We start from the raw sequence: 19064 nt of genomic DNA, 5'->3' as shown, positions 1-19064 counted from the left end.
TAATGGGGTGTGGGGATCATGAGGTACAAACTTGCGGGTAAAGCGCTGCTGGCCTTGCTTGTGGCGCTGGTTGCCTGGGAAGGCATTTTGGAGGTTACAACGATTCGTACGACAGGCTTCCTGCAGCATCCTGAACTGGGGCGCATCTTGAACCCGGGGCTGTATGTGAACGGACAGGAAGGCTACGGCATCACTAAAATTTATGCGGAAGGCGCCATCGCGCAGCCTTTTCCCGATCCGAATGAGACGGCCGCTGCCCGCAAGGCAGAGTACCGGATATTATTTTTGGGCGATTCCTATACGGAAGCGCTCCAAGTTGGCGATCAAGTGAAGTTTTTTCGCCAAGTCCAGACACGGATGCCTAAGCTGGATTCACGCAAGGTCATGACCTATGATGCTGGACGCAGCTCCGCCTCACCCGCACATTATGCCTATTTGGCTGACTTCTACAAGAAGCGCGTCGATCCCGATGCCGTTGTCATCCAGATTAATGAGAATGATCTCAAGGATCTGTACGGTGAAAATGCCAGCTACTTTGCCACGAAAGACGGGGACTCGTACAAGCTTGTTTTTAATGAAGACTTTATTAGCCGCAATGCGGTTGCAGCAAAGCTTCAAGCCTTCTATGGCCTATTGCGGCTGTCTGTTGTTCGTGTTGGCTCTGATCATTTGCAAAAGCTGCTGGAGAAGGATGAAGCTGCGTCAGAGGATACTAAGAGCCCAGACTTCACACCTCAAGCGGGAGATGAACAGCTGGTCAACTGGATATTCGGTATTTTGAAGGAAAAATATCCGAAGCTTGTTTTTGTCTTTTTACCCCAAATCGACTTTCAGTCGCTAGATGGCGAGCAGCAGCCTGGTTATTTTGAAGAAATTGCCGAGCGCACAGCCAAAGAGCAGGGAATTCCAATGCTGAATATGAGACGGGATTTTGTGAACGCCTATCAGGATACGGGGCTGCCAGCCTATGGTTTCTCCAACACTACATATGGAACTGGGCATATGAACAGCTCGGGGCATGATTTAGTGAGCAAAGCAGTAGCGAATTATTTCGAAGGAAGATGAGAAAATGATATTTTCAAGCTGGGAGTATCTGCTGTTTTTTGCCGTAATGCTTATCCTGTTATCTACTATTAAAATACATGCGCTGAAAAAAGCGGTTTTGCTGATCGGCAGCTATTATTTTTACAGCGTATGGGATTACCGTTTCGTCCTGCTCGTGCTGGTGATGACGCTTATTAACCATGTGAGTGCCGTGTCGATTGACCGGGCTACAGAAGCTGCGGTGCGCAAGCGCTGGCTTATATTCAGCGTCATTGCCAATCTCGCAATTCTTGGCTTCTTCAAATATTTTAATTTTTTCATAGATTCGGCAAATGGCTTGCTGGATCAGTTTGGCATGACGTTTCCGCTGCTGTCAATCGTGCTGCCCGTGGGGATCTCGTTTATTACGTTCGAGGTGATGAGCTACACGATCGATGTGTACAAGCGCGACATCAAGCCTTCGTCCATTTGGGACTTCTCGCTGTTAATCGTGTTTTTTCCGCATTTGATCGCAGGGCCGATTCTCAAACCGCGGCATTTTCTGCCGCAAATGGCCCGTGACATCGTCATTAAGCGCAGCAATCTAATTGAGGGCGGACAAATATTCATCTTTGGTCTGGTCAAAAAGATTATTATCGCCGATCATATGGCGATGTTTGTCGATCCGGTATTTGCAAGTCCCGGCGAATATTCGCCACTTACTGTATGGCTCGCAGTTATTGCGTATGCGGTACAAATCTATTGCGATTTTTCCGGCTACTCCGATATGGCGATCGGTTCGGCAAAATGCATGGGCATCGACATTCCGCGCAACTTCAATATGCCGTACCTGTCCCGCAGCGTCACAGAATTTTGGCGGCGCTGGCATATTTCGCTGTCGTCTTGGCTCCGAGAATATTTGTATTTCTCTCTTGGCGGCAATCGCAAAGGGCCTATTCGTGCCAATATCAATCTCATTCTCGTAATGCTGCTTGGCGGACTTTGGCATGGAGCAAGCTGGAATTTCGTATTATGGGGGCTGCTGCATGGCCTTGCCCTCGTCATTCACAAGCTTTATTTCAACCATGTGCTTAAAAAACAGGAAATCAACCACTGGTTATACCGAATCGCTGCGTGGGCGCTTACGTTTGTATTTGTCTGCGTCACCTGGGTGTTTTTCCGTTCTCAAAGCTTTGAGCATTCCTTGCTGGTGCTGCGCAAAATGTTCCTCATCGACACCGGCGGCCTCATGTGGTTCTATCCTTACTTGGGCTTCGTGCTTGTGCTTGTTTTGGCCGGCCATATGGTGGGCGTAAGGCTAAAAACGTATCCTAGCGTCAATTTAACGACTTTTGGCGGCTTGTTTATTTTATTTTTCGTGCTGCTTGCGCTCCTGTTGCTTATGCCTACAGCCTCCACACCATTTATTTATTTTCAGTTTTAAGGGGGACGGGGCGTGAATCGGCAATGGAGTCGAAGGAAACGTATCACCTTGTGGACGCTGGGCATGCTGCTCGTTTTGCTGGCGGTTGCCGTATGGCGCGCCGGGTACTTTTTGGCGGTTGCGCCGAACGCTTCCGCCTCGCAGGCGATTATTGTATTGAGCGGCGAGGAGGGGCGGCTGGCGAAGGGGCTAGAAATTTATCAGCAATATGAAGCGGAAGCACTCATTATTTCCAATGCAAACGACCATTATATTCAAGAGGAGCTTCGCCTTGCTGTTTTGCCACCAAGCGGGGTTTATTTGGAGACGCAGGCGCGAAGCACGAAAGAAAATGCGGCTTACGTAAGGGCGCTTATGGATCAGCATGGGATTAGCTCCGCTATCGTGGTCACTTCTGATTTTCATATGCGTCGGGCGAGATATCTTTTTGGGCAAACGTTTGAGGATGGGGATTTCCGGCTCACCTACGCCAGTTACGAAAGCCCTCAGTTTAACGCTGCCAAATGGTGGAGCAGTAAAACTAGCCTGATGATTACCGGAAATGAATATATCAAGCTGGGCGGAAATTGGCTCGGTATCGATGGGAAGGAGGCCAAACGACTGCTTAAACGCTTGAATAAAGCTGTATTCTGATTGGGATAACGACAGCTGCAGCCAGAATGTTTTTACAATGGGGGTTTTGTGATGAAAAAGATGTGGGTGGTCCTTGCGCTGCTTGTGCTTGTGATAGGGAGCTATTTGGCATTTGGCCAAACGAAGCAGCAAGGTGCCTCTCCGGAAGCGTCTCCAGTAAAGCCTGCGGAAAAAATCAGCTTGTCCTTCTGGACATATTATGGCGGCTGGGAGGATACCATCAAGGCATTTAACGACCTGCATCCAGAGGTTGCGATTAAGGTGACAGAGGTTACCTACGCTGATCAGGTTGAAAAATATACCGAAGCGCTTGCCTCAGGCAGCGTTCCAGATATCATTATGCTCGATAGCGCCGCCTTTCCGAACTTTGGGGACAGCGACAAGCTGGAAAATCTGCTCGACGCTCCTTACAATGCTGGCGAATACAAGGCTGGCTTCAGCCAGTCGCTGTGGGACAGCAACCTTTCCTTCGACGGAAAGCGCCTTATCGGCTGGCCGCTCTCCTCATCGCCAAAGGTGACCTACTACCGTGAGGATATTTTGAGGAAATACGGCTTCCCTACCGATCCGGATAAGCTGGCGACGTATATGGATGATCCAGACAACTGGGTCAAGATGAACAACACGCTGCAAAATAAGGGCGTTCGGATTACGCAGTGGTACGGCGAGACAATCAATCTGTTTGCCAGCGCCCAGAGGACGGGCTTGGTTAATAATAACAATCAGTTCGCTTACAATAATGATTCCTTCGAGCAGGCGATTGCGCTGACGCAGCGTTTGAAGGAGCATGTGCCCGGCGTCAACATCTGGGAGGATTCAGGTGAAGAGGCTGTACGGGATGGCAAGCTGGCTATGGTGTACCTAGGCATCTGGGGAGACTCAGTTCTGGAGCAGTGGGCACCGGAAACGGCAGGCAAGTGGCGGCAAACCCGTCTGCCGCTGAAATTGAACGGCTGGGAGAACAGTTCGGTATTTTTACTTCCTTCCGGCGGCAAGCATAAGGAGATGGCTTGGGCGTTCATGAATTACGTCGTAACCGATCATGCGAAATACGGTCTTGGCAATGCGGTTCCGGCCTATGCTCCCGTGTTGACCAAAAGCAGTCAAAAACCTGAGCCTTCGACATTTTTGGGTGGGCAAATCGTTTATCCGCTTAATGTAGAGCTCGCGAGCAAGATGTATGAGCGCAAATACACAGCGCTTGATTTTGACGCGCAGAAGCTGTGGAACGAGCAGCTCGCCAAAGGCATTGAGAAGGGTTGGAAGCCGAAGACCATTCTGGATCAGGCTGAAAAAGAAATCAATCGCAGGCTTGCTGACCTAGCAAGCAAAGCTGGTGCCACAGCACCGGCAGCAGATGGGGCAGGCCATGCATCAACTGATGCCGCTGCAGCGTCTGAGGGAGCCTCCAGCGCGGCAGTGAAGCCTTAAAGGGTGCAAGGCGCCGCAGCTGAGCGGAAAGGCTGGAATGAAAAGCCGCTGACCTCATCGGTCGGCGGCTTGCAGCATGCGCATAATATCAAGCTCCCCGATGAGCCGCTGGGCTTTGCTGCCCCGCAGCGGCTGGTTGGATCGCTTGAGTATCCATTTAATGTCGGCGGGCGATAAGCCCGGTTTATAGGCGAGCAGCAGCGCAATAGCGCCACTGACATGAGAGGTTGCCATGGAGGTGCCGCTCATCTCATGGTATTTGCCGCGCAGCCATGAGGAGACGATTTTATCGCCAGGGGCGTAAATATCGATATGAGTACCGCGATTGGTGAAAGGGGCGACACGCCTAAGACGGGTAGTAGCGCCTACCGAAATCGTTTGCGGATAACGTGCTGGATAATCAACCGAGCGACGTTTGCCGTCGTTGCCTGATGAAGCGACTACTATAATGCCTGCGTTATATGCATTGGTAATGGCGGTAAGCAGCGCTTTGCTGCGGGTTTTCATGCCGAAGCTCATATTGATAATATTAACCCGGTTTCTCACGCACCAGTCGATGCCGAGGATGATGTCCGAGACGAAGGCGCTGCCGTTGTGGTCGAACGCTTTCACGGGGTAGATTTGTGCGCGCGGAGCGATGCCAATCATGCCCTGCAGCTGATTGGCGGCAGCAATTGTTCCGGCAATATGGGTGCCATGTCCATTGTCATCATGGGGAAGCATGCTGCGGTTCAGCAAATTTATGCCGCGCGACAGCGACTGGCGCAGGTCGGGATGGCTGAAATCGACGCCGGTATCAATGACGCCAATTTTAATGCGATGGCCGGTAGTCATGCCCCAGGCTTGCGGAGCCTTGACATGCTGGACGCCCCAAGGGATTCCTTTTTCGGACATTGAGGATTTGGGTGTAGCGGCATGAACGGTAATGCGTCGATCATCCTCAATCCATACCCCTGTGGAGAATCGGGCGAGGGTTTCTTCGACAGGCAGACGACAGGAAATAGCGCGTATGATGGGCAGCTGTTTGACGGTTTTAAGCGCAGTCTTGCCATCAGGCAGCTCCGACCAGTCTTTTATAAACCGCTGGTACTCGCTCTGCTGGTAAAAACGGATAATGCGCTTTGGTGTCGTCTGCTCCGAGCCGGCCATCGCGCCTTGCAACCAATGGAGAAAAACGGTAGTGTCCAAATTTCGCGTCCCCTCCCGACGGACGATGCTGAGCTATTGTATGATGGAGGGGAGCAAGCTGCATGAGCCACTTGCCTTTTTTGATATAATTAGGCGTGAAACCGTGTCAAAATGCACGGTTGCACATAGGATGATGTAAGAGTTCTATGGGGCTCTTACCTCTCCGGAACGTTAGCGGCCAGCGCGGCCCGGATGGATACAGTCAGAGCGAAGGGATTCCTTCGCTTTTTATCATGTTGTACAAGCTGCGGAGAGCGCTTCAAACCGCTCTAGCGCTAATAAATTCATTATCATGGTGCGAGCTTTGTGGACAAGTCCCACAATGGAAAGGCTGACGCTTGCTTTTTTGAAAGAAATAGGTTTTACTATAGTTTGATAATGAATGAAGATGGCAAGAGAGGATGTGTCCATATGAGCGGCAGCAACATCACTTTGAAGCTGGACCCTGAGCGGATTAAGGAAATGCCAATGGTTGATTTGGCATTTGAATTTCTTAAGACAACTAATAAGCCGTATTACTACCGTGATCTCATGATGGAGATTGCTAAAATACGCGGATTGTCTACCGATGGGATTAATCAAGTTATTGCACAAGTATATACTGAAATTAATATTGACGGCCGTTTCGCTTGCGTCGGCACAAATATGTGGGGGCTTAAGCGCTGGTATCCAGTAGAGCGCAACGAAGACCCGATTTCCAACGCCAAACGCTCCAGAATCATTAACGACGACGACGATCTCGATGATGAAGATCTGTTCGCGGATGAGGAAGAGGAAACTTACGCAGCGGACGAAGAGGACTACGATGTTTATGATGAAGATCGTGAGTTCGAGGAAGCTGAAGAAGAAGCCGAAGCAGACGAAGAAACCGGAATCGAAGGCGAAGAGCTGGAAGATGAAGATGATGATTCGGATGAGGAACTGGAAGAAGGCGAGGAAGCGGAAGATTTTGAAGAAGATGAAGAGGAAGAGGGCAGCAAGTAAGTCCTTGTTCACCCATGAATCGTTTAGGCTTGAAATATAAGAATGGATAAGAAGGTCTCTTATTCAGGCCGCTTCTATTTCAGCGTGGAACGCTCGTTGCCGCCAAGTACGACAGGCAGCGCCGTTTATACTTGACAGGTTGTATACGTCAGAGTAAACTATTGCATGGGCTTTAGATTCGGTTAAGACAACCGCTTAATAATACGCCAAACGAAAAGTGCCCCGTACTCTACGGGTGTCACTTTTTTTGTTTGTAGAAGAACATGTTCGGCGACGGAAGGCTTTGGCTTTTCGTTTGATGATACAGATAAACCGCTGTGGCGCGAAAGCGCCTATGTTTATTGGATAGATTGGGAATCCTATAGGAATACACACTAGAGCTTGGAGGGTATTGGCACAGTGACAAAATATATTTTCGTAACCGGAGGCGTGGTCTCTTCCTTGGGTAAAGGGATTACAGCCGCATCGCTTGGTCGATTGTTGAAGAACAGAGGCCTCAAAGTAACGATTCAAAAGTTTGACCCGTACATTAACGTAGACCCGGGAACGATGAGCCCTTATCAGCACGGTGAAGTGTTTGTAACCGATGATGGCGCAGAGACGGATCTTGACCTTGGCCACTACGAGCGTTTCATCGATATCAATCTGTCCAAAAACAGCAATGTAACGACAGGCAAAATTTATTCCAACGTTATTACCAAAGAGCGCCGTGGCGACTATTTGGGTGGAACGGTGCAGGTTATCCCGCATATTACAAATGAAATCAAGGATCGTGTATTCCGCGCAGGCAAAGAATCGGCTTCCGATGTTGTCATTACGGAGATTGGCGGAACGGTTGGCGATATCGAGAGTTTGCCATTCTTGGAAGCTATTCGTCAAATCAAAAGCGATATTGGCCGTGACAATGTAATGTACATTCACGTGACGCTGATTCCATTCATTAAAGCGGCTGGTGAAGTGAAAACGAAGCCGACCCAGCACAGTGTAAAAGAGCTTCGCAGCATCGGCATCCAGCCGAACGTAATCGTATGCCGTACGGAGCATGCGATGGCGGAGGACCTAAAGCACAAAATCGCCTTGTTCTGCGATATTGATGCAAATGCAGTTGTGGAATGCCGTGATGCTTCCACCTTGTATGAAGTGCCTTTGATGCTTCGCGAGCAAGGCTTGGACGATATCGTCGTCAACCACTTGAAGCTCGGCACGAACGAGCCGGATATGACGGAGTGGACAAGCCTCGTACAGCGCGTGAAGTCGCTGCACAAAACAACAGAGATCGCGATTGTTGGTAAATACGTAGCTTTGCATGATGCTTACCTAAGCATCGTGGAATCTCTTGCTCATGCAGGTATCGATGCGGATTCCGAAGTGAAAATCCGTTGGGTAAATGCGGAAGAATTGACGGATAGCAATGTGGCAGATCGCTTGCAGGGCGTTCACGGCATTCTCGTGCCGGGCGGCTTTGGCGATCGTGGTATTGAAGGCAAAGTGATTGCCATTCGCCATGCCCGCGAACAGCAAGTGCCGTTTTTCGGTATTTGTCTTGGCATGCAAGTGGCTGTTATTGAATATGCACGTCATGTGGTTGGCCTTGATGGCGCCAACAGCTCGGAGATTAACCCATCGACGCCATACCCTGTCATTGACCTGCTGCCTGAGCAGAAGGACATTGAAGACATGGGCGGCACGATGCGTCTTGGCCTATATCCTTGTAAGCTTATTCCAGGCTCGCTCGCTGCTACAGAATATGGCGATGAGCTGGTATATGAGCGTCACCGTCACCGGTACGAGTTCAATAATGAATTCCGCGAGCAAGTGGAAGCAGCTGGCTTGACCATTTCGGGAACTTCCCCAGATGGCAGACTAGTAGAAATGGTGGAAATGAAGGATCATCCTTGGTTCCTAGCCGTTCAATTCCACCCGGAATTCACTTCCAGACCTAATCGTCCTCAGAAGCTGTTCCGCGGATTTGTCCGCGCGGCGCTTGCGTTTTCGGAGAGATAGTGTATTCGTAACATAAATGTATAAACCGTCCAATTTTTTTCCTGGAGCAGAAGGATATTCCGACTTGATCCGCGAATATATTAACGATGATGGAAGAGCAGGCCAATTGTTGTCGCTCTGTCGTGGGAGGTATTATATTTTGGAACAAAAGAAGCTATTAATAGTGGACGATCAGAATGGAATCCGTGTGCTTTTGATGGAAGTGTTCAGCAGTGAGGGTTATGCGACTTTTCAAGCCTCCAACGGCAAGCTTGCCTTGGAAATTGTGAAGAAGGAAAGCCCTGATTTGGTGCTGCTTGACATGAAGATTCCCGGTATGGACGGTTTAGAAATTTTAAAGCATGTGAAAGCCATTAATAAAGACATAAAAGTCATTATGATGACGGCTTATGGTGAGCTGGATATGATTAAGGAAGCGACCGATCTCGGAGCCTTGATGCATTTCACCAAGCCGTTTGATATTGATGAAATGCGAATAGCGGTGAACATGCAGCTAGATGGCGGTTCCAGCAGTCGATTCGCGATAGGGTCCTGATTAGCGGGCCCTTTTTTATTATTCTATTATTGGAGTCTTGGCAAAAGAGCTTTACCATTCCTGACGCCATTATGGTATAATGGCTCAGAATCAAGCTGTTCATTTGTCTATCGCATTAGGTATTGGTAAAATAAATGTAAACACAGAGAACCATGTGGCTTGCAGCTCTGCAATTCTCGAAAATGATGTCGGCGAATGGACAAGGCTTTCATCCATGGAGATACCTGTCTCCTGCTCGCTTTGCAAAGCAAGCTGTATTTCAAGAGAAAATCCGCTTGTTCGGAAGTAACAATCAAGCGTAACAACAGGAGCACGGGATGACGAACCGCCTTCTAACAGTGTGCATGCGGCGGCGTGTGCTCGCTGTGGCGGTTTTTCCTTTGTTCTCTTTCGATACAACGGGAGGACTACAAAATTGATGGAGAAATTGATGATACGCGGCGGACGTCCGCTGCAAGGAACGGTCCAAATCAGCGGTGCTAAAAATAGCGCTGTAGCGTTGGTTCCCGCTGCAATACTGGCGGAGTCCGAGGTTGTGCTGGACAATTTGCCTCATTTGAGTGATGTTGCTGTTTATAGCGAAATTTTGCAAGATCTTGGTGCGGTCATTGACTGGCAAGGCGATATGATGCGCATTGATCCTTCTAATCTTAAAGCGAAGCCTATGCCCAATGGCAAGGTTAAGCTACTTCGTGCTTCCTACTACTTGATGGGAGCGATGCTGGGACGCTTTGGAGAAGCTGTTATTGGCTTGCCTGGCGGCTGCAATTTTGAACCAAGACCTATCGATCAGCATATTAAAGGCTTTGAAGCGCTTGGCGCAACCGTAACGAATGAGCATGGCTCGATGCGCATATCTGCCAAGGAGCTGCGGGGAGCAAAAATTTATCTTGATGTGGTAAGTGTAGGAGCAACGATCAACATTATGCTTGCGGCCTCTCGGGCCAAAGGCTCTACTATAATAGAAAACGCGGCAAAAGAGCCTGAAATTATAGATGTAGCTACTCTTCTCAATGCCATGGGCGCAAAAATTAAAGGGGCCGGCACGGAAACCATTCGGATTGAAGGGGTGGATAGCCTGCACGGCTGCCGCCACTCCATTATTCCTGACCGCATTCAAGCCGGAACCTACATGATTATCGCCGCGGCAACGCGCGGAGATGTCACGATTGACAATGTCATCCCGAAGCATATGGAAGCTATGACGGCGAAGCTGGAAGAAATGGGCGTTACCGTATACGAAATGGATGAGTCTATCCGCATCGTGGGCGCTCCAAAATACAATGCTATTGATGTTAAAGCATTGGTTTATCCAGGCTTTGCTACCGATTTGCAGTCCCCTATGACGAGCTTGCTGACACAAGCGAGCGGCGTAAGTATTTTAACCGACTATGTATACAGCAATCGCTTCAAGCATGTCCCTGAACTTGCGCGCATGGGCGCCAACATTCGTGTTGAAGGAAGATCAGCCATTATTGAAGGCGGCCCGCTTAACGCCGCTAAGGTTCGAGCAGCAGATCTGCGTGCAGGAGCGGCGCTTGTTATTGCTGGCTTGACCGTACCGGAAGGCATTACCGAAATAAGCGGCGTGGAATATATTGACCGTGGCTACGATCATTTGGTTGATAATTTGCGAAGACTGGGCGCCGATGTGTGGCGCGAGACGGAAACCTCCTAAATAAGCAGGCAGACCTGAGCTTGGCGCTGGTCCATAGGGATGAGGAATAACCGGCGCCAACTATGGTATATACTGATAGATCGGACTTTAGCGGTATGCTGTACCATAAAACTGAATAAAGTGGTGAGAACATGACAGATCTTCAGATCGCCGATCTGGAAGAGTTGAAGCTGACGGATTTGTATAAGCTGGCGAAGCAGTATCAAATTCCGTATTATGGCCAACTCAAGAAGAAGGAATTGATTTTCGCAATATTGCGGGCTCAGGCTGAGAAAAGCGGCTTGATGTTCATGCAGGGCGTCCTGGAAATTTTGCCGGAAGGCTTCGGCTTTCTTAGGCCTATCAACTATTTGCCAAGCAAAGAGGATATTTATATTTCGGCTTCCCAAATTCGCAAGTTCGATCTTCGTACAGGCGATCTAGTATCCGGCAAATGCCGGCTTCCGAAAGATTCGGAGAAATACTTTGGTTTGCTGCAAGTAAATGCAGTTAATGGGACGAGTCCTGAACTCGCAGCTGAACGGTTACATTTTCCCGCATTGACTCCTCTTTTTCCACAGAAAAAACTGGTGCTTGAGACGGCATCCTCTAAACTTTCCACACGAATTATGGATTTAATTGCACCTGTTGGACTTGGCCAGCGTGGACTCATTGTTGCACCTCCGAAAGTCGGCAAAACGTTGCTTCTCAAAGAGATTGCCAACAGCATTTCTACCAATCATCCTGAGATTGAGCTGTTCGTATTGCTTATTGATGAACGGCCTGAGGAAGTTACAGATATGCAGCGTTCGGTTAAGGGCGAAGTCATCGCTTCTACTTTTGATGAAGTGCCGGAAAATCATATTAAGGTAACAGAGCTTGTTTTGGAGAGAGCGCTGCGACTGGTGGAGCACAAGAAGGATGTTGTTATTTTGATGGATAGCATTACGCGTCTGGCTCGTGCCTACAACTTGGTAGTGCCGCCATCCGGCCGTACGCTGAGCGGTGGTATCGACCCTGCTGCATTCCATCGTCCGAAGCGGTTTTTCGGTGCGGCGCGGAATGTGGAAGAGGGCGGAAGCTTGACGATCCTTGCGACAGCGCTTGTGGAGACAGGCTCGCGTATGGATGACATCATTTATGAAGAGTTTAAAAGTACAGGCAATATGGAGCTGCATTTGGACAGAAAACTGGCTGAACGCCGTATTTTCCCAGCGCTGGATATCCGCAGATCGGGTACGCGCCGAGAAGAAATGCTCCTGACGCAAGAAGAGCTGGAGAAGCTATGGGTGGTTCGTAAAAATATGAACGATTCGATTGAGTTCGTTGACGGCTTCCTCAAAAAGCTGAAAAACAGCGAAACGAATAGTGAATTTCTCATGTCGCTCGATTCCATGCCTGAGACGAAGCCGCCGCAGCGCAGTAGCGGAATCAAAAGCAGCAGTACTAGTTCGTCGTCATCATCAACGCCAGCGGCGGGCCGCCGTTCGGCAGCCCCTCGCACGACGCATAGCTCTTAGCGCTGCCTGAAAGGAGAACATCATGAATCTTGTATATGCTGATGAACAAGGAAATGTCTTTGATCATCCTCACTATATAGCCTTAGGCCGCAGCGGCGATATGATTGTCGAAATGATGGAGGACGAGCTCATTCCGTTGCCGGAAGGGGCGACGCTTGTAAGCTTGCCATTTACGAAGGCAGTGGGCCTGAACCCGGATACGGGCGAAATGCAGCTGCTTCCAGGCAATAAGCAGGCGGTTGGCGCGCTTTTGCCGCAAGGCTTTACGCGACTTGCCCTGCCAGGCTATGTCAAAGCAGACAAAAATGAAAAACTGCCTTTATTCGGTTATACGGCAGTCGTATGGAAAAACAATGGATTCTACGTTGCAGCAGAGCAATCCGATAACCCGGAGCGCTGGGATCCGCTGAATTGCGACCGTGATGAGGTAAAGCAGCAAGTTGAACGCATTACGTCTAAATATCCGGAAAATCGTCTATATAAGCATTTGTCGAACTGTGCACTTGGCTATGAATGCTTGACGTCGTCTAATACGTTCCTGCAACGCTGGGAAGGTGCGGTTCCGGTTTCGTATTCGTGTAATGCAGGATGCTTTGGATGTATTTCTGAACAGCCGGACGACAGCGGCTTTGTTGCTCCGCAAACACGGATGAACTTCAAGCCGACAGTGGACGAAGTGACTGAGATTATGCTGGAGCATCTTCGCCATGAAGATTCTATCATCAGCTTCGGGCAAGGCTGCGAAGGCGAGCCTTCTACGCAGGTACGGATTATTGTCGACGCGATGCGACGGGTAAGAAGCCAGACATCACTTGGCTACATTAACATTAATACGAACGCTGGGCTGACGGATCACATTCGTGCAATTGTCGATGCGGGCCTCAATCTGATGCGTGTCAGCACCATCAGTGCGCTTGATGACCATTACAATGCCTATTACAAGCCGCGTGGCTATACGCTCGCCAATGTAGAGAAGTCGTTGAAATATGCGACGGACAAGGGCGTATATACGTCGATTAACTATTTGATTTTCCCTGGTGTGACGGATCGTGAGGAAGAGATGGAGGCGATGATCGGCTTTGTTAAGCGGACTGGACTCAAGCTCATCCAAATGCGGAACCTGAACATTGACCCGGAAAGCTATTTATCCTTGATCCCGCCGGCACAAGGCGAGATTTATGGGATGAAGCAGATGCTGGAAATTTTCCGTGATGAGCTGCCAGATGTCGTAATTGGCTCGTTCACCCATGTTCCGCCTGCGAGCTTAATTCAATCTTAATGCCCTAGAAGGAGCAGATTGTCCAGTAATGGGCAGCTCCTTCTTTTGAAATATAGGAAAGCATATGATTTCTCCATACGTTCTCTATATTTCTCGGACTGAAACGTGCCGCGCCGCCAAAGGACGGCGACAACCGTTTCACCTTGTGTTTTACAACATGGACTGGGCTATGCTATAATGCAGAGATGTATGACTTAATTCTGGGCCCGCCTGTGGCTCAGGGCAGAAAGAGGTGAAAGAGATGAAACAAGCTATTCATCCGACATACCATATCACTACAGCAACTTGCGCTTGTGGTAACACTTTCGAGACTGGTTCCATTAAACCGAACCTTCGTGTAGAGATTTGTTCCCAATGCCACCCATTCTATACGGGTAAGCAGAAGTTCCTGGATGTGGGCGGCCGCGTCGATCGTTTCAAAAAGAAATACGGCATCTAATTGCTGTGATGTCTATTTTGTCTATATTTGGCAGAATACAAGAACCTCCCTTAGCCATTCTAATGGTTATAAGGGAGGTTTTTTTGATGAGAAGGAGCATATTGCTTTCAAAAAGCTCGCGCATGCTGTTGTTGGCAGGTGTCCTGCTGCTGGCAGCGACAAGTGCTGTCGGCTGTGGTCAGCCTGATCATAAGCAGCAGATGCAATCCTATGGCCATGACGGTTATATGGGGCTGTCTAACAGCAACCCGAACATACCGAATAAGCATTCGTATTTAAATTACGGCTCAGACGGAAAGTTTGTCGGCGAGCTGATCAAGAAGATGGATGGTGTCCATAAAAGCTGGATTCATTTTAATGGGGAGCATTTGGTCGTTCATTTGACCGCCAAACCGGGCATGTCCGATGCGCAGGTGAAGCAGCTTCAGCATAAAGCAGAGGAAACTTTGCAATATAATATGCCGCGCTATGAGGTGCGGGTAAAAACGAGCCGGTAACGCCCGTTTTTATGCTGAAAGGTCCTTCCTCTTATTGAGAAGGCCATGACGCTCACGCTTGCTGAAAAGCTGCATATCATGTCTTGTCTCCAGAAAAGTTGCGCTTTGTAACATTATCAGCTATACTTATTTTTGCCGTGCTAGATGGGGAGTTAGCGGTGCCCTGTAACTCGCAATCCGCTTTAGCGAGGTTGAATTCCTGTTTGAGGTTATGTCTATGCGGGGTTTGGCGCTTGCGAGCAGTGTTGACAGTTGGGTCCTCCGCAATGGACGCTTGTGAACTCGGTCAGGTCCGGAAGGAAGCAGCCGTAAGTAAGTTAGTTCATGTGCCGGGGGAGTGCCTGGCTCGAGCTGTGGTGCAAGAGTGCCGCCTGGGTTACATTAATCAAGGGCAGGTGCACGGTATTAAAGTTTTATATTTCGGATGTTCACAGACACCGGCGACGCTTTTCGATGAATTCGAATGGTGCTGCGGGTGTTTTTTGTTTGGCTTGAGGCTTTGATCATGTATAATAAGAGATAGAGTATTTTTGCAGAATTCCTGTAAGGAAACAAGAAGGGAACGGTCCATGTGACTCATATTGCCTTGTACCGTGCCTGGCGTCCCCAGACGTTTCGGGACATGGTGGGACAACAGCATATTGTGCAGACGCTGCAAAATGCGATAAAAGAGGATCGCGTTTCGCATGCCTATTTGTTCAACGGTCCCCGTGGGACGGGGAAGACGACGACAGCTAAGGTATTGGCGAAAGCAGTCAATTGTGAATCTGGCCCGGCAGTGGAGCCCTGCAATGAATGCGACGCATGCCGCGGTATTACAGCTGGTCATATTATGGATGTCGTGGAGATTGATGCTGCCTCCAATCGGGGCATCGACGAAATTCGCGATATACGGGATAAGGTGCGCTACGCCCCATCTGAAGTACGATATAAAGTGTACATTATTGATGAGGTACACATGCTTACTTCAGAGGCGTTCAATGCTTTGCTCAAAACATTGGAAGAGCCGCCTGCACATGTTATCTTTATATTAGCAACAACAGAGCCGCATAAGCTTCCTGCAACGATTATTTCCCGCTGCCAGCGTTTTGATTTTCGGCAGGTGTCGCTTGCAGAGCAGTCGGAGCGGCTTCATGAGATTTGTAAGGAAGAAGGCATTAGCGCCGAAGAGGATGCGATTGCTTATATTGCAAGGCTGTCGGAAGGCGGCATGCGTGACGCCATTAGCCTACTTGAGCAGGTAGCGGCTTTCGGAGGCGGAAGCATTACGCTGGATGGTGCTGTCGATGTAACGGGCGGGATGGCGGCCGACCAGTACTATGAACTGGCGGAAGCGGTTCGCGATCGTGATGTTGGCGCTGTGATGCCGCTTGTCGAAAGCTTGACGCAAGCAGGCAAGAGCGCGGATAAGTGCATGGAGAACCTGATTTATTATTTCAGGGATTTGCTTGTGCTTAAGCTTGCTCCGCAAGGCGGAGCAGCAACGGAACGCGTCGTTGACGCGGACCGTTTCCGGGCAATGGCGGATGCTTTTACGCCAGATCGCCTGTTTCGCATGATTGATACGCTGAACAGCTATCAATCGGAAATGAAGCATGCCGCTCAGTCGCAGACGCTGTTCGAGGTCGCGCTGATGAAAATTTGCACCATCAGCGATAGCCGCGAAGTCGCGTCTGCGGGGGATGCTGCCCAGCCATCTGGCGGGGCAGCGAGTTCTTCCGCAGAGGTGGGCCGTTTGCGCCAGCAAGTGGAGCAGCTTGAACGCAAGCTGGAGCAGCTGTTGCAAAATGGCGTTCCGGCTGTTAGTGGAGGTGCGGCTGCCAGCGGTGCAGCAGCCCGGACCGGGGCAAATGGTAATCGACCTGCCTTTAATAACCGCAGCGGTGGTTCTAACTCTGTATCTGTTCGCACGTCAGTTAAGCTGGGGCCGTATTTAACCGCTGCTGGCAGCAGTGAAACGGGGCAAGTCCGCATGAAGTGGAGCGAGCTGCTGCAGCGGGTGAAGGAAACCAAAATCACCGTCCATGCGTGGTTGATGGACGGTGAGCCGGTATCGGTCGTGGACGGCACTGTGTTGGTTGCTTTCAAAAACACGATGCACCGAGAAACAACGGAGAAGCCGACGCATAAAGAAATTATTGAGCGGGTTCTGCAAAGCGTGTTCGGGGAGCCGCTTCAGCTTGCGACGGTTATGATTAAAGAATGGCAGTCTGCAACCGATAGTGGCTCAGGTACGCCGGACGAAGCGTTTGAACTGCAATCGGATATGCCGGACGCAGCGCCGGCCCAGCCTAAATGGGTAGAGGAAGCGGTAAAGCTGTTTGGTGAAGAGCTTGTCGTTGTGAAAGATGATTTTTAACTATAAATAAGAGGTGATAATAATGAACAATATGAATCAAATGATGAAGCAAGTGAAGAAGATGCAAGAGCAAATGATGAAAGCACAGGAAGAGCTTGTCCACAAAACCGTTGAAGGCACAGCAGGCGGCGGCGTAGTTAACGTTACTGTAAACGGCCACAAAAAAGTTCTTGATATTACAATTAAACCGGAAGCGGTAGATCCGGAAGATGTAGAAATGCTGCAGGACTTGATTATTACAGCTGTAAACGATGCCCTTTCAAAAGTGGACGATGTTGCGAACCAGGACATGGGTAAATTTACAGGTGGCATGAAAATCCCTGGCTTGTTCTAAAAATAAGCCACTGTTCGTTCTGATTTGAAAGGAGCTATACCTGTTGCATTATCCCGAACCGATAGCGAAGTTGATTGACAGTTTCACCAGGTTGCCGGGTATTGGACCGAAAACAGCTGCGAGACTGGCTTTTTATGTGCTGCGCATGAAGGAAGATGATGTCATTGATTTTGCTAAAGCGCTCGTAAGCGTGAAACGCAATCTGACTTATTGCTCCATCTGCTGCAACATAACCGATACGGACCCTTGCCGTATTTGCCAGGATAAGCTCAGGGACAACTCCGTCATTTGCGTCGTACAGGAGTCGAAAGATTTGGTGGCGATGGAACGGACGAAGGAGTTCATGGGGCATTATCACGTGCTGCAAGGGGCGATCTCTCCTATGGAGGGAATCGGTCCGGATCAGATCAAAATTGCCGAGCTGCTGCGCCGCCTCAGTGATGAGCGAGTGCAGGAACTTATTCTGGCGACTAATCCGAATGTCGAAGGAGAAGCGACCGCGATGTATATATCGCGGCTTGTGAAACCTTTTGGCATACGGGTCACGCGAATTGCTCATGGCTTGCCAGTTGGTGGAGATTTGGAATATGCCGATGAAGTTACGCTGTCCAAAGCATTGGAAGGCCGCAGAGAGCTGGGCTAAAGATAGGCAAAGCTGTTCTTATCGTTCAAAACGATAGGGGCAGCTTTTTTATATGAAGCATGTAAGGGTATGCGAGAATAACGTACTGCTTTTTCGCTTAGAAAGCTGTTGTGGTTGATTGATATCGACGCTAGTTCTATTTGCAAGGTTTTTAGCTTATATATGGAATAGAGGCAGCCTTGGCTTTTGAATGGACAAGCGGGAGGTCATGAGGGGATGAAACAGCTCAATAAATGGAGAAGCGGCAGTATGACGGCGGAAAAAAAGTCGGTTAATGGGGTACAAGGGGAGATGGATGCCCTGCAGTGGACCGATCGGCTGCGCCAGGAAATTTATGAGGCCCATTTGGAATGGGAAAATGCAAACCGCTTTTTTGACTATGCTTTAGGTAAAGACCAGATTGATTATGCGATATACGCCATCATTACGGCTGAAAAGCGTTATGACTCTTTGCTCCGCACCGCCAAAAGAGCTTGCAAGAGCTGGTCGGAATGGAGGGCGGTCCAATGATGAATAACATATTACTTGTTGTTCTGGTCTTCTCTTCGGTTGCGCTGCTTGCCATAATAGTTCGACATCGTCTTTCATGGTCATGGGCAAAAAGCTTCACCTTGCATCTGGTATGTGCATGTGCAGTTCTTTATTTATTGAATTACTCCGGTCTTATTTCTGATATTAAAATCCCCATTAATCCGGCAACGATAACAACGGTGGTTGTACTCGGTGTTCCGGGTATTGCGCTTATTGTCGGTCTGCAGCACATGATGGTTTAAGTGTTTAGGAAGCAATGAAAGGCAGTGTTAATGGACTAAAGGAGATCAGGACAAGCCTGAAATAAGGGCTTTCCTGTTTTTTTTGTATTTGGGTTGACTTGTCCGTCTGGTTCATGGTATTCTATATCTCGCGTCAAGGGCAGGTACATACAGTGTTGAAAAGCACTGAAAAAGTTTTTTAAAAAAGTACTTGCATTTACTTGGGCGCCTGTGATATATTATATGAGTCGCCGCTGAGACATACGGCAGACAAGAACGAAACGCAAGCAAGAGAAATTGTTCTTTGAAAACTGAACAACGAGTGAAACTGCCACATTAACT

At 49.2% G+C, this 19064-nt stretch carries 18 protein-coding genes and 1 other RNA gene; 18 read left to right on the top strand and 1 reads right to left on the bottom strand.

All coding sequences use genetic code 11. The annotated features are described in order from the left end of the window. Positions 1-18: 18 nt before the first annotated feature. Genes AC50YG_RS27410 through AC50YG_RS27395 form a run of 4 tightly spaced genes read left to right on the top strand, consistent with a single transcriptional unit; the run spans position 19 to position 4531 of the window. Positions 19-1065 carry an SGNH/GDSL hydrolase family protein gene (locus AC50YG_RS27410; protein ID WP_494831575.1) on the top strand — a complete coding sequence of 349 codons (1047 nt, stop codon included), beginning with the start codon at positions 19-21 and terminating at the stop codon, positions 1063-1065. Between the two features lie 4 nt (positions 1066-1069). Next, a complete protein-coding gene (locus AC50YG_RS27405) occupies positions 1070-2467 on the top strand; it encodes an MBOAT family O-acyltransferase (RefSeq protein ID WP_494831573.1) in 1398 nt (465 codons plus the stop codon). A 12-nt stretch (positions 2468-2479) separates the two neighbouring features. Then, on the top strand, positions 2480-3100 hold the full coding sequence (locus AC50YG_RS27400) for a YdcF family protein (protein WP_494831571.1): 621 nt from the start codon (positions 2480-2482) through the stop codon (positions 3098-3100). Positions 3101-3151: 51 nt separating this feature from the next. Beyond that, positions 3152-4531 (top strand): ABC transporter substrate-binding protein, encoded by a 1380-nt coding sequence (locus AC50YG_RS27395; protein ID WP_494831569.1) that lies wholly within the window; start codon positions 3152-3154, stop codon positions 4529-4531. A 54-nt stretch (positions 4532-4585) separates the two neighbouring features. Here AC50YG_RS27395 and AC50YG_RS27390 read toward each other — a convergent pair whose 3' ends face one another. Continuing rightward, positions 4586-5719 carry a S8 family peptidase gene (locus AC50YG_RS27390; protein ID WP_473758699.1) on the bottom strand — a complete coding sequence of 378 codons (1134 nt, stop codon included), beginning with the start codon at positions 5717-5719 and terminating at the stop codon, positions 4586-4588. A 411-nt stretch (positions 5720-6130) separates the two neighbouring features. Here AC50YG_RS27390 and rpoE point away from each other — a divergent pair, with 411 nt between their 5' ends. The 14 genes from rpoE (at position 6131) to AC50YG_RS27320 (ending at position 18743) form a co-directional block, all read left to right on the top strand. Then, positions 6131-6703, top strand: a complete 573-nt coding sequence (gene rpoE / locus AC50YG_RS27385; protein ID WP_473758700.1) for a DNA-directed RNA polymerase subunit delta — start codon at positions 6131-6133, stop codon at positions 6701-6703. A 399-nt stretch (positions 6704-7102) separates the two neighbouring features. Beyond that, positions 7103-8707 (top strand): CTP synthase, encoded by a 1605-nt coding sequence (gene pyrG / locus AC50YG_RS27380; protein ID WP_046229562.1) that lies wholly within the window; start codon positions 7103-7105, stop codon positions 8705-8707. Positions 8708-8846: 139 nt separating this feature from the next. Then, complete coding sequence (locus AC50YG_RS27375; protein ID WP_046229561.1) at positions 8847-9242, top strand: response regulator; 396 nt, start codon at positions 8847-8849, stop codon at positions 9240-9242. Between the two features lie 418 nt (positions 9243-9660). After that, on the top strand, positions 9661-10920 hold the full coding sequence (gene murA, locus AC50YG_RS27370; RefSeq protein ID WP_473758713.1) for a UDP-N-acetylglucosamine 1-carboxyvinyltransferase: 1260 nt from the start codon (positions 9661-9663) through the stop codon (positions 10918-10920). A gap of 131 nt (positions 10921-11051) precedes the next feature. Beyond that, on the top strand, positions 11052-12419 hold the full coding sequence (rho, locus tag AC50YG_RS27365) for a transcription termination factor Rho (protein ID WP_473758701.1): 1368 nt from the start codon (positions 11052-11054) through the stop codon (positions 12417-12419). Positions 12420-12441: 22 nt separating this feature from the next. Continuing rightward, positions 12442-13698 (top strand): radical SAM family protein, encoded by a 1257-nt coding sequence (locus AC50YG_RS27360; protein WP_473758702.1) that lies wholly within the window; start codon positions 12442-12444, stop codon positions 13696-13698. 241 nt (positions 13699-13939) lie between these two features. Beyond that, complete coding sequence (rpmE, locus tag AC50YG_RS27355; protein WP_046229556.1) at positions 13940-14137, top strand: 50S ribosomal protein L31; 198 nt, start codon at positions 13940-13942, stop codon at positions 14135-14137. Positions 14138-14223: 86 nt separating this feature from the next. Next, positions 14224-14634 carry a hypothetical protein gene (locus AC50YG_RS27350; protein ID WP_473758703.1) on the top strand — a complete coding sequence of 137 codons (411 nt, stop codon included), beginning with the start codon at positions 14224-14226 and terminating at the stop codon, positions 14632-14634. Positions 14635-14769: 135 nt separating this feature from the next. Next, positions 14770-15037: signal recognition particle sRNA large type (gene ffs / locus AC50YG_RS27345), an RNA gene on the top strand. A gap of 168 nt (positions 15038-15205) precedes the next feature. Beyond that, positions 15206-16993: a DNA polymerase III subunit gamma/tau gene (gene dnaX / locus AC50YG_RS27340; RefSeq protein ID WP_494831564.1), complete on the top strand. Its 1788-nt coding sequence runs from the start codon at positions 15206-15208 to the stop codon at positions 16991-16993. A gap of 22 nt (positions 16994-17015) precedes the next feature. Next, complete coding sequence (locus AC50YG_RS27335) at positions 17016-17327, top strand: YbaB/EbfC family nucleoid-associated protein (RefSeq protein WP_056037661.1); 312 nt, start codon at positions 17016-17018, stop codon at positions 17325-17327. Positions 17328-17370: 43 nt separating this feature from the next. Continuing rightward, positions 17371-17970 (top strand): recombination mediator RecR, encoded by a 600-nt coding sequence (recR, locus tag AC50YG_RS27330; RefSeq protein WP_046229552.1) that lies wholly within the window; start codon positions 17371-17373, stop codon positions 17968-17970. 216 nt (positions 17971-18186) lie between these two features. Further along, a complete protein-coding gene (locus AC50YG_RS27325; RefSeq protein ID WP_341280478.1) occupies positions 18187-18480 on the top strand; it encodes a DUF2508 family protein in 294 nt (97 codons plus the stop codon). Continuing rightward, a complete protein-coding gene (locus AC50YG_RS27320) occupies positions 18480-18743 on the top strand; it encodes a pro-sigmaK processing inhibitor BofA family protein (RefSeq protein WP_494831561.1) in 264 nt (87 codons plus the stop codon). The genes AC50YG_RS27325 and AC50YG_RS27320 overlap by 1 nt, the downstream gene beginning before the upstream one ends. Positions 18744-19064: the final 321 nt, after the last annotated feature.

It is taken from the genome of Paenibacillus sp. J31R34, assembly GCF_059383715.1.
This window is presented reverse-complemented; position numbering and strand designations above follow the sequence as displayed.